This window comes from Neisseria sp. P0014.S002 (assembly GCF_051958295.1).
GTDB lineage: Bacteria > Pseudomonadota > Gammaproteobacteria > Burkholderiales > Neisseriaceae > Neisseria > Neisseria flavescens_B.
Genome location: NZ_JBQCVO010000002.1, coordinates 444,341 through 455,787, shown reverse-complemented (window position 1 = coordinate 455,787; position 11,447 = coordinate 444,341). Strand labels below are relative to the sequence as shown.

The window sequence follows — 11,447 nt, the reverse complement described above, 5'->3', positions numbered from 1 at the left end:
TGAGTGCCGTTGCCGTTGTCTTTAACTTCGGCTTTAGCATTCTTACCGTCTGCACCGTCTTTAACGATGGTAGTAGTGGTATTACCGTCACCGTCAGTGATGGTTACGGTGTGAGTGCCGTTGCCGTTGTCTTTAACTTCGGCTTTAGCGTTCTTACCGTCTGCACCGGTATCACCTTTGGCACCAGTTGCACCGTCTTTAACGATGGTAGTAGTGGTATTACCGTTACCGTCTTTGATGGTTACAGTATGAGTACCGTTGCCGTTGTCTTTAACTTCGGCTTCAGCGTTCTTACCGTCTTTAACGATGGTAGAAGTAGTATTACCGTCACCGTCAACAACAGTTACTGTGTGAGTACCGTCACCGTTGTCTTTAACGTTGGCTTTAGCGTTCTTACCGTCTGCACCAGTATCACCTTTGGCACCAGTTGCACCGGTAGCACCAGTTGCACCGGTAGCGCCAGTTGCACCGTCTTTAACGATGGTAGTAGTAGTGTTACCGTTACCGTCTTTGACGGTTACAGTGTGAGTGCCGTTACCGTTGTCTTTAACTTCGGCTTCAGCGTTCTTACCGTCTTTAACGATGGTAGAAGTAGTATTACCGTCACCGTCAACAACAGTTACTGTGTGAGTACCGTCACCGTTGTCTTTAACTTCGGCTTTAGCGTTCTTACCGTCTGCACCAGTATCACCTTTGGCACCAGTTGCACCGGTAGCGCCAGTTGCACCGTCTTTAACGATGGTAGTAGTGGTATTACCGTTACCGTCTTTGATGGTTACAGTATGAGTACCGTTGCCGTTGTCTTTAACTTCGGCTTCAGCGTTCTTACCATCTTTAACGATGGTAGTAGTGGTATTACCTTCGCCATCAGTGATGGTTACAGTGTGAGTGCCGTCGCCGTTGTCTTTAACTTCGGCTTTGGCGTTTTTACCGTCTACACCGTCTTTACCATCTTTAACGATAGTAGTAGTGACTGAACCAGTTTCAAGATCAGTAATAGTGATTGTATGGGTACCGTCACCATTATCTACAACTTCACCTGTGATGCTGCCACCTTTTTCACCTTTGTCGCCTTTAGCGCCAGTAGCACCAGTGTCACCTTTAGCGCCAGTAGCGCCGGTATCACCTTTGTCGCCTTTAGCGCCAGTAGCGCCGGTATCACCTTTGTCGCCTTTAGCGCCAGTAGCACCAGTATCACCTTTAGCGCCAGTAGCGCCGGTATCACCTTTGTCGCCTTTAGCGCCAGTTGCGCCGGTATCACCTTTTTCGCCTTTGTCGCCAGTAGCGCCGGTATCACCTTTGTCGCCTTTAGCGCCAGTAGCACCAGTGTCGCCTTTAGCGCCAGTAGCGCCGGTATCACCTTTGTCGCCTTTAGCGCCAGTAGCACCAGTGTCGCCTTTAGCACCGGTAGCACCAGTATCGCCTTTAGCACCGGTAGCACCAGTATCGCCTTTAGCGCCAGTAGCACCAGTGTCGCCTTTAGCGCCAGTAGCGCCGGTATCACCTTTGTCGCCTTTAGCGCCAGTAGCACCAGTATCGCCTTTAGCACCGGTAGCACCAGTATCGCCTTTAGCACCGGTAGCACCGGTATCGCCTTTAGCACCGGTAGCACCGGTATCGCCTTTAGCGCCGGTAGCACCGGTATCGCCTTTAGCGCCAGTAGCACCAGTGTCGCCTTTAGCGCCGGTAGCACCAGTGTCGCCTTTAGCACCGGTAGCACCAGTATCGCCTTTAGCGCCAGTAGCACCAGTGTCGCCTTTAGCGCCAGTAGTGCCGGTATCACCTTTGTCGCCTTTAGCGCCAGTAGCACCGGTATCGCCTTTAGCACCGGTAGCACCGGTATCGCCTTTAGCACCGGTAGCACCGGTATCGCCTTTAGCACCGGTAGCACCAGTATCGCCTTTAGCACCGGTAGCACCAGTGTCGCCTTTAGCACCGGTAGCACCAGTGTCGCCTTTAGCACCGGTAGCACCAGTGTCGCCTTTAGCGCCAGTAGCACCAGTGTCACCTTTAGCGCCAGTAGCGCCGTCTTTACCATCTTTACCGTTTTTACCGTCTTTTACGATGGTAGTAGTGACTGAGCCATTACTTTGATCGGTAATAGTGATGGTATGGGTACCGTTTTCGTTATCATCTTCAACTTCAATAGTGTAGTTGGTACCATCTGCGCCTTTAGGACCAGTTGCACCTGTATCGCCTTTAGGACCAGTTGCACCTGTATCGCCTTTAGGACCAGTTGCACCTGTATCGCCTTTAGCACCAGTTGCGCCGGTAGCACCAGTAGAACCACCACCAATTACGCTCAGGGTGTATTCGTTAGTGCCGTTTGAGGTCATTGTCAAACCGTTACCGGCGATCAGTTTCAGGGTGTTATTGGCATTTGATTTAGGATCGTATTTGTAAGTACCTTCAGCAGGTGAGCTACCGCTACCATTGTGGCCTGAGAATACAAATGGATTCAGGTTTTCGATGCGATTTGCAACAGCGTACAATTGAGAGCCGTTGATTGCATCGGTAGAAGTTGCAGAGATACGGCCTGCGGCAACGTTTTGAATTTGACGTTCTTTACCTGCAGAACCTACAGACAATACTGCGCCATTGCCCAAACCGCTGGTTGCACCTGCGAAGCCGCTGTAAGTGTAGCTGCCAACAGTAGCAGTGTTAGTAGGTACGAAGTTGCTGGTTGTAGAACCGTTACCCAGAGCTACGCTGTTTTCGATAGTAGATTTAGCTTCAGTACCCAAAGCCAGAGTGTTTTTAGCTGTTGCTTGAGCACCGTTACCCAGAGCAGTTGCATATTCACCGCCATTAGCTTGAGCACCACGGCCCAATGCAATTGCTTGTTTAGAAGCAGCGTTACTTTGTACGCCCAAAGCTACTGAGTATTTACCAGTTGCTGTAGCAGCAGGACCGAATGCTGCAGCAGAAGTACCGTCAGCTACGGAACCACGACCGATTGCTACGTCAGAACCTTGTTTGGCTTGAGCGTCGCCACCCAATGCTACCGCGCCGTTTGCCAGAGCTTTAGAGCGCTCACCGATGGCTGTTGCTACGATACCGGTTGCTTGAGCTTCTGTACCGATTGCCATTGCCGAACCGGCATTATTTACTACGCCGTCGCCATCAGCGCCAGTAGAAGTACCGTCAGCTGTAGCAGAATGACCTACGGCAACGTCAGCAGCTTGCTTAGCAGTTGCACCGTTACCTTGAGCGATAGAGTTATTGCCAGCAGCTTTAGATTGAGTACCCAAAGCGATAGAGTTGTTACCGATTGCTTTAGCAGCAGAACCTGCTTTATTACCGAAATTACCATCCATCGCACCGCCAATAGCTACAGAATTTTCACCTGTTGCTTGAGCAGATGCACCACCAGCAAATGAGCCTGTGCCATTAGCTTGAGACAACACGCCGATAGCGGTAGCACGGTGAGCAGTTGATTCAGCATAAGCACCGACACCAATTGCGTTATCACCTCTAGAAACTGATTTAGTACCGACAGCAATGGAGTTATTGTTAGACGCAGTGGCAGTTTGACCCACAGCAATAGAGTTAGACTGAGCAGCAGTAGCGTTAGAACCTACAGCAATTGCAGCTTCTTTATTGGCTTGCGCATATGGACCAACTGCAACTGTCAGATTACCTTCTGCTTTTGTATATGAACCAACGCCGACAGCTTGAATACCTGACGCATTTGCGCTAGTACCTGCTGCAATCGCGTGGTCTTGGCTTGCCACAGTATCTTTACCGACAGCAATAGCATTGGTCCAAGCACCATGAGCGTTGTTACCAATAGCGATAGAATCTTGTTTTTCAGCGTTTGCATGCGTACCTACAGCAACTGCAGCAGCATTTGCATTGGAGTTATCACCAATAGCTGTTGCAAATTGTGCACCAGCATTTGCACGGTTACCGAATGCACTTGCGGAGTCTTGAGTAGCAGTTGCACGGTTACCTACTGCAGTCGCACGAATTTGAGTTGCTTGGGCTACATTACCGATTGCAACAGAAGCTTCACCACTTGCAACAGAGCTTACACCCATTGCAGTCGATGCACCGCCGGTTGCGATATTGTTATTACCTACTGCCAATGCTGCGTTTGCAGTCGCAGTATTGTTCGCACCGTAAGCGATAGTGCCATCTTGACTGCTGGCAGTATTTTGATAACCCACTACAACAGAGTTGACACCAACGTTTCTGTTAGAACCGTTGTAAGTACCATCAGGAGTAATGTCTACTGCACTACCTCCCAATCTTACAGCGGCCTCTACTCCGCTAGATGCCATCAAAGCACCTGCAGCAACCACCGCAGCAGCTACGGCTTTACGCTTGTCAGAAGCGGATTTTTTGCCGTGCGCATGGCTGATTTCGGAAACCGCGGTCCATGTCTGGGTCGCGTGGTTCCAAATAACTTTAAAGACTTTATTCATATCGATTTTCCTGTAAGGGGTTTGATTTCTTTTGGGACGTGTTGCTCGGCTGTAAACCGCCTGTCCACACATTTGCCGCATTTCAGAGTCTCCCCTTTATGCGGTTTCATGCCGTAATCTCCTGTATGCAATTCCCGTGCCAAAAGTCTCCACTCGGCCGAATAACAGCTAAAAGCCTGTTTTATGGGATTTTATGCTGATACATTTTGGGAAGCTTGTGAAGTTTGGGAAACGATGTGCCGTTTTTTGTCAGCTTGTTTCTTAACAAGTCACTTTTTGTCAGCTTCTATCAATGCATTCGGAATCCTTATCCAAATTTTATATGCGTTTGGTTTCGTAAATCAACTCTTCCGATAAAGTGTTACTTTTTCGGCCTCAACGGTCATGCCCGTTAAATTTACTTGTTGCTTTTTTTAAACGGCTTTTCTAGCTATTTGATTTTACTTTTTTATTCTCAAACAATAATGATTACTAAATAATATATGATTTGAATAGTTTCTTTAGTGATAGATTTAAACGCGGGCTTTTATTTAGAGAATTAATGAAATTTGTATTGAAGATCGGTTTGAAACGTGTAACGGGTTTGTATCGCCTGTTTCAGACGGCCTTTGACGTTTCCTAACATATAAATAGTGAACAAATGATACGAATTTATGCACTATTGAGCCGATGGACAGCGTTAAACAGGCAAGTGTAAAACTTGCCTTTACGTTTGGGATTTATTTGTTTTCTATTGTAGAAAACTGTGTTGTTTTTTCAGACGGCCTTACCAACGGAACGTTTGGGTTACACCTGCGGAAGCGCCGTTGTTGCCGGCATAGCCGTAACCGCCGGTATGGCTGGAGGCGCAGGCGGTGAGTGTGGCGAGGGTGAGAATGAGGAGGATGTGTTTCATGTTTTTTCTCTGAGTGGGTTGGTTTTAGACTTGTGTGGCGTTGTGTTGCTGCATGAATCGGGCTGGCTGGGGCTTGGTTGCTTTATCCTGATTTGCAGTTAGGCCGCTAAATTGTTTGATGATTAAAGAAGGCCGTCTGAAAACGGGTTTCATGATATTGAAACTTTGTTTTCAGACGGCCTTTATTTTATATTAGCTTATTAGTGGCGGAAATGGCGGATGCCGGTTACGACCATGGCGATGCCGTGTTCGTCCGCTGCGTCAAAGACTTCTTGGTCGCGCATGGAGCCTGCGGGATGGATGATGGCTTTAATGCCCTGCTCGGCGATGACGTCTACGCCGTCGCGGAATGGGAAGAAGGCATCGGAAGCGGCACATGCGCCGTTGAGGTCGAGATTGGCATCTTGCGCTTTGCGGGCGGCGATGCGGGTGCTGTCCACGCGGCTCATTTGGCCTGCGCCGATGCCGTAGGTTTGACCGCCTTTGCCGAAAACGATGGCGTTGGATTTGACGTATTTTGCGACGTTCCAGACAAACATCAGGTCGTTCCATTCTTGCTCGGTCGGTTGGCGTTTGGAGACGACTTTTAAATCGGCGCGGTTGAGGCGGTGGATGTCGGGGGTTTGTACCAATAATCCGCCGCCGACGCGTTTGAGTTCAAAGCGGTTCGCGCCTGCCTCAAGCGGCACTTCCAATACGCGCACGTTTTTCTTGGCGGCGGCGATTTCGAGGGCTTCGGCGGTGAACTTCGGCGCCATGAGGACTTCCATAAACTGATTGTCGGTAATCTGTTTGACGGTTGCGCCGTCCACTTCGCGGTTGAAGGCGATGATGCCGCCGAATGCGCTGGTGGTGTCGGTAGCGTAGGCGAGTTTGTAGGCGGTCAATGTATCGGCTGCAACGGCAACGCCGCACGGGTTAGCGTGTTTCACGATCACGCAGGCGGGCGCGTCGAAGGATTTGACTGCTTCCCAAGCGGCATCGGCATCGGCGATGTTGTTGTACGACAATTCTTTGCCTTGGAGCTGTTTGTAGGCGGAAAGGCTGCCTGCGGCAGGGTAAATATCGCGGTAGAACGCGGCGCGTTGGTGCGGATTTTCGCCGTAGCGCATGTCTTGCACTTTAATCCAGCTTTGGTTGAACTGGCTTGGGAATTCGCCGATTTGAGGCTGACCGCTCAAGACGTCGTCTGAAAGCGAGGTCAGGTAGTTGGAAATCATGCCGTCGTATTGGGCGGTATGGCTGAATGCTTTGCGTGAAAGGTTGAAACGGGTTTTGTCACTCAATGCGCCGTTGTTGGCTTCGAGTTCGGCTGCGATGGCCGGGAAATCGGCGGTGTCGGTAACGATGGCGACGTGTTTCCAGTTTTTCGCGGCAGAGCGCACCATGGTCGGGCCGCCGATGTCGATGTTTTCAATCGCATCTTCCAGTGTGCAGTTTGGTTTGGCGATGGTAGCGGCGAAGGGATAAAGATTGACGCACACTAAATCGATATTGCCGATGCCGTGTTCTTCCATCTTAGCGACGTGTTCGTCCAAATCGCGACGGCCGAGGATGCCGCCGTGGATTTTCGGATGCAGGGTTTTCACGCGGCCGTCGAGCATTTCGGGAAAACCGGTATAGTCGGCAACTTCGATAACGGGAACGCCTGCATCAGCCAAGAGCTTTGCTGTACCACCGGTAGAAAGGATTTCTACACCGAGCTTGGTCAGGGTTTGGGCAAATTCGACTGCGCCTGTCTTGTCGGACAGGCTGATCAGGGCGCGTTTGATGGAAGGCATGGGATTTCCTTTGTTGAAGGTTTAATCGATATGGGATGAATTTTCAGGGCGGTATTATCCGCTATTTTCGTCTTTTTGGCAGTAGGTTTTTATAGATATTGTTGACAATTTTATTGTAAAAGGCCGTCTGAAACTCGGTTTCAGACGGCCTGATGTTTTTGACTATTTAAATCCCATTTTCTTCGCTACGCATACTGCGCCTGCCATGCCTGCGCATAAGGGCATGAGTAAGGCAACGGGGGCGTAGGTGAGTTCTAAAATAAAGACGATGGCCGTCAGGGGCATTTTGAGGGAAACGCCGAGGAAAACGGCAGCGCCGACAACGGCCGCACTTTCGGACGACATGGCAGGAAAGAAAGTATTCCACGCGGCTGCGGCGGCAAAGGCGATGGTACTGCCGAGCATCATGGACGGGGTAATCAGGCCGCCGTATGCGCCTGCCGCCAGCGCCATCAAGACGACCAGCCATTTGACGGCGGTCAGCTCAAGGCTGTGTTGCCAGTCGGTCAATCCGCCAAAGGTCAGTTGGTTGCCTGCTTTGCCATTGCCCAAAATTTCGGGAAACCAAACGGAAATCACGCCGATAAGTGCAAACATACAGACGGCCAAGGGAATGATTTTGATGTTGTCGCGCTTGATGAAGGGGAATTTTTGGGCGGTGCGCTGGAAAAAGACGGCGGTTGCGCCCAGTATCGGGCCGATGATGGCGGAAAACCAAAGTAATGATGTGTTGATGGAAAGGTTGGCCGGATGATATTGCTGTACGTCGCCCAAGCCGATGCGTGCGACGGCGGTGGCGATGACTGAAGTCAGCAATGCGGCGGCGACTGCTTGCTGCGTCCATAAGCCAAGCATGGCTTCGAGGATGAAAAGTGTGGAGGCGAGCGGCACGTTATACACGGCCGCCAAACCTGCACCTGAGGCGCAAGCGATGACCAGCCTTGCGTCGTCTTCGCTCAACCCGAAACGGTTGACGCCTACTGAAGCAAAGGCAGCAGTCATTTCGCGCGGTGCAACTTCGCGGCCGAGCGGCGAGCCAAGCCCGACGGTAATGATTTGCAACAGGGCATGGCTGACGGTTTCAAAAAATGGAAAACCGGCAAGCGGATTTTTAACCACGGCTTTAATGCTCGGTTGCGGTCTGCCGTAGCGTTTGAGCAACCACCACCCCAAGCCGACCACCACGCCGCAAAAGGCCATCACGCCGATACGTCGCTCTGGACTTGCCTGCGATACGCCCTCCCTGAAAGAAACGTATAGGCCGTCTGAACCGTAACCATAGGCAAGATGTTGAATCGTATGCATGATTTCGGTTAGTACAATGCCGACCATGCCGCCGATAATGCCGGTAATGATGAGGGCAGCCCAGAGTTTATGCGTTTCTTTCACGGGATTTGACTTGAGGTAGTAATGGTTTGATAAAAGCGTTTTTCAAGGGAACTATTGTCCGCCTAAGGGATAGTTTTTGGGGGCGACGTGGGTTTTGCCGTTATAAGGGAAAATATATTTTTGATTTTTATAATTTTTCTTTCCTGATACGCCGCTGAGTTTTGCAGTCAACGCCCACACGCCGGATACGGCAGGACGACTTTTGTCAAAAGCAATTTTGGCTTCCAGGCTGGTATATCTGTCTTTGCAGTTTCGTTTTTCGCGCCCTTTATATTCATCGCAATCGCCAAAATATGCGCCGTTATCGTTACCGTTGATAATTAAGCTTTTACGGACACGGTTGCTATTATCGGTAAACAGGAAATTTTCTCCGGTTGTCGTTTCACCCTGACCTGTATAACCTGATTCGACAGTGTAGCCCCAGTTTTGCTCACCCATCTGGACAAACCGCCAATCCTTATTCTCCGGCACATCCCCCCATGCACCGATTTCATCGCTTCCATGTTGTTTGATTGCCCACTTACCGTCTGCTTTTTCCAAAACAAACAATTCCGCCAGACCCGAAGAAGCATGGGCATCTTGCTTTACTTTTTGTTCCATATCGTAGGCAAAACCTGTGTACAACACATAGCGCGTAGGCGTGCCGTTGCGCGTTACGGTATGGTCGGCAACGGGTTTCATGCAATACATAATATTGTCAGATGCTGTCTCGCTGTCTTTCGGCGGCTTGACGAGCTGGCATTTGTGCGCGGCAAGCGGTCGGTTGTAATACTTGGCAATGACGGCCTGTACGGCGGCTTTGTCGTTATCGGGTGCAGCCGACGCCAAGATAGGGCAGGCAAGCAAAAGCAGGGAGATAATGCGTTTCATAGAAATTTTCCCAAAATGTTTTATTGAAAAAAGATACTGCTTACTTCAGGCCGTCTGAAACCGTTTTCAGACGGCCTTTTTGTGTTTGTTGCTGACACGCGCCAACATACCGGCGACAAAAGTGGACGCAATAACGACGGTAATGCCCATCGCCGACATGGCACTTAAATGTTCACCCAAAATTAACACCGCCATGATAACGCCGATGACTGGCTCAAGCGAAATCAGCAGGCCGGAGACGTTGGCAGGGACTTTGTTCATGCCTTTGTTCCACAACAGATAGGCAAGCCAGCTGCAACCGATCCCCATATACAAAATCGACAGCGTACCGCCCCATGACCAGTTGATTTGATAGCTGTCTGCCAACACCAGCGAAAACGGCAGGCACAACACCGCCGCCACGGCCATGGAAGCCGCGGTAAATGCGGGCGCGCCGATACGGGCAATCATCTGCTGGCTCGGACGTATCACGCCTGCAAAACCCAATCCCGCAAGCAAAATCAGCAGACAGCCGAACCAGTCAATCGTACCGCCCTCTTCTGCACCGCCCATTACCATCATGCCCACGCCGGCAAACGCCACCGCGCAGCAAATCCAGTGGTAAAGTTTGGCTTTGTCGTTAAAGAAGAAATGACCGACAAAGACCACCAGCAAAGGCTCCAGCCCCACCATGGTAACCGCGCTGGCAGCGGATGTATATTTCAAACCGATAAACTGGAGCATCAAAACGACAACGTAGTTGACAAAGGAAATCCACAACAACGGCTTCCACTCGCTCCGCGGAATCCTGCCCAAATGACGGCGGCACGACGGCAGCACCATCAACGCGGCAATCAACAACCGCGCTTCAACCATCAGCGTCGGGTCGAGCATCTCGTAGGAATACTTGGCAGCGATAAACGAGCTGCCCCAGATTAACAGTGCGAGTATTTGGTAAAGCATGGTTCAATTCATGGCAAAAAATTAATCGTTTCTTCTCTGGTTTTCAGACGGCCTGAAGCCTTTTCAAGCTGTTTTTATTTTGATTGTGTCAGTGAATCCAAAAAGTCGAAGAGTTTGGCATTCATTTCACTGAAATCCGCCGCTTCGATTTTATCCGGATGTTGGACATAAGTTTGGGCTTGACTTTGTTCGGCCACATTTTCGCGCCCGTCCGCCGCAATCAGCATTCCGACGGCTTCGCGGTCAAACTCCAAATGTGCTTGGAATGCATAATGTTTGGGCGCAAAACGGATAATCTGGCGCGGACAGCCTTTGCTGGTTGCCAACACAACCGCCTCATTCGTCAAACCGGGCATATCGCCGTGCCAATGGCCGGTATTCAGGGTTTTGCCCAACAGGGAAACATGGGCATCCGCCAAACCTTCCGCCGTCAGCTCAATCGGATAAATGCCGATTTCACGCTCAGGGCTGCGCGTGTGGCGCGCACCGTAGGCAACGGATAAAAGCTGCGCACCCAAACACACGCCGACAATATATTTATCCGCCGCCATCGCCTGACACATCAGGCGCAGCTCAGATTTGGGGTCGTAATACGGGAATGTCTGTCTGTCTTCATCAGGCGATTGCGGCCCACCCATCACAATCAAAAAATCTATATCGTCCACATTATCAGGCAGAGCTTCCCTTTCGTACACTTTGGTTACACTGATGTTATGTCCGCGCCATTGCGCCCATTTCAAATATGCTCCCGGCACTTCAAATGCCTCGTGCAAGATGAAATGGATATTTAATTTATTCGGATTTTGCATTGTTATTTCTCCTTCGACCGTCAGGACGGGTTGCCCTGCAGTATTACAGCATACCGTGCTGTTGTAATTTTTTACGCAAGGTATTGCGGTTCAAACCCAAAATAACGGCAGCTTTAGACTGGTTGCCGCCGCATTGCTCCATCACGCAGGCAAGCATCGGCTTTTCGACTTGGTGCAACACCATATCGTACACACCGCAAGGTTCCGTACCATCCAAGTCTTTGAAGTATTGTCGTAAGTTTTGTTCAATACATTGCGCAATGTCAGTAGTCGTTTGATTCATCGTGATGTCTTTCTTTGGATTTGTTTTTAAATAGATTTGTTTTTAGATGAT

8 protein-coding genes are annotated in these 11,447 nt (G+C 50.2%); all 8 read right to left on the bottom strand.

Annotated elements, in window-relative coordinates; all coding sequences use genetic code 11:
• Window positions 1–4,427: collagen-flanked surface repeat-containing protein (locus ACTHSX_RS04405; RefSeq protein ID WP_440379654.1), on the bottom strand; the 4,427-nt coding region annotated here is incomplete at its 3' end.
• A gap of 766 nt (window positions 4,428–5,193) precedes the next feature.
• On the bottom strand, window positions 5,194–5,322 hold the full coding sequence (locus ACTHSX_RS04400; RefSeq protein WP_256388401.1) for a hypothetical protein: 129 nt from the start codon (window positions 5,320–5,322) through the stop codon (window positions 5,194–5,196).
• A 200-nt stretch (window positions 5,323–5,522) separates the two neighbouring features.
• On the bottom strand, window positions 5,523–7,103 hold the full coding sequence (purH, locus tag ACTHSX_RS04395) for a bifunctional phosphoribosylaminoimidazolecarboxamide formyltransferase/IMP cyclohydrolase (RefSeq protein WP_188211782.1): 1,581 nt from the start codon (window positions 7,101–7,103) through the stop codon (window positions 5,523–5,525).
• Between the two features lie 162 nt (window positions 7,104–7,265).
• Window positions 7,266–8,435: a chloride channel protein gene (locus tag ACTHSX_RS04390; RefSeq protein WP_440376926.1), complete on the bottom strand. Its 1,170-nt coding sequence runs from the start codon at window positions 8,433–8,435 to the stop codon at window positions 7,266–7,268.
• Between the two features lie 108 nt (window positions 8,436–8,543).
• A complete protein-coding gene (locus tag ACTHSX_RS04385) occupies window positions 8,544–9,362 on the bottom strand; it encodes a hypothetical protein (protein ID WP_440376916.1) in 819 nt (272 codons plus the stop codon).
• Between the two features lie 66 nt (window positions 9,363–9,428).
• Complete coding sequence (locus tag ACTHSX_RS04380; protein ID WP_314592032.1) at window positions 9,429–10,304, bottom strand: DMT family transporter; 876 nt, start codon at window positions 10,302–10,304, stop codon at window positions 9,429–9,431.
• A 74-nt stretch (window positions 10,305–10,378) separates the two neighbouring features.
• Window positions 10,379–11,113: a glutamine amidotransferase-related protein gene (locus tag ACTHSX_RS04375; protein ID WP_440376915.1), complete on the bottom strand. Its 735-nt coding sequence runs from the start codon at window positions 11,111–11,113 to the stop codon at window positions 10,379–10,381.
• Window positions 11,114–11,156: 43 nt separating this feature from the next.
• A complete protein-coding gene (locus ACTHSX_RS04370) occupies window positions 11,157–11,396 on the bottom strand; it encodes a Fis family transcriptional regulator (RefSeq protein WP_003684241.1) in 240 nt (79 codons plus the stop codon).
• Window positions 11,397–11,447: the final 51 nt, after the last annotated feature.

Excerpts from the sequence above, each read along its gene's own strand:
- ACTHSX_RS04400 (WP_256388401.1), bottom strand. The coding sequence starts at position 5,322 with ATGAAACACATCCTCCTCATTCTCACCCTCGCCACACTCACCGCCTGC.
- purH (WP_188211782.1), bottom strand. The coding sequence starts at position 7,103 with ATGCCTTCCATCAAACGCGCCCTGATCAGCCTGTCCGACAAGACAGGC.
- ACTHSX_RS04390 (WP_440376926.1), bottom strand. The coding sequence starts at position 8,435 with ATGGTCGGCATTGTACTAACCGAAATCATGCATACGATTCAACATCTT.
- ACTHSX_RS04370 (WP_003684241.1), bottom strand. The coding sequence starts at position 11,396 with ATGAATCAAACGACTACTGACATTGCGCAATGTATTGAACAAAACTTA.
- ACTHSX_RS04385 (WP_440376916.1), bottom strand. The coding sequence starts at position 9,362 with ATGAAACGCATTATCTCCCTGCTTTTGCTTGCCTGCCCTATCTTGGCG.
- ACTHSX_RS04380 (WP_314592032.1), bottom strand. The coding sequence starts at position 10,304 with ATGCTTTACCAAATACTCGCACTGTTAATCTGGGGCAGCTCGTTTATC.
- ACTHSX_RS04375 (WP_440376915.1), bottom strand. The coding sequence starts at position 11,113 with ATGCAAAATCCGAATAAATTAAATATCCATTTCATCTTGCACGAGGCA.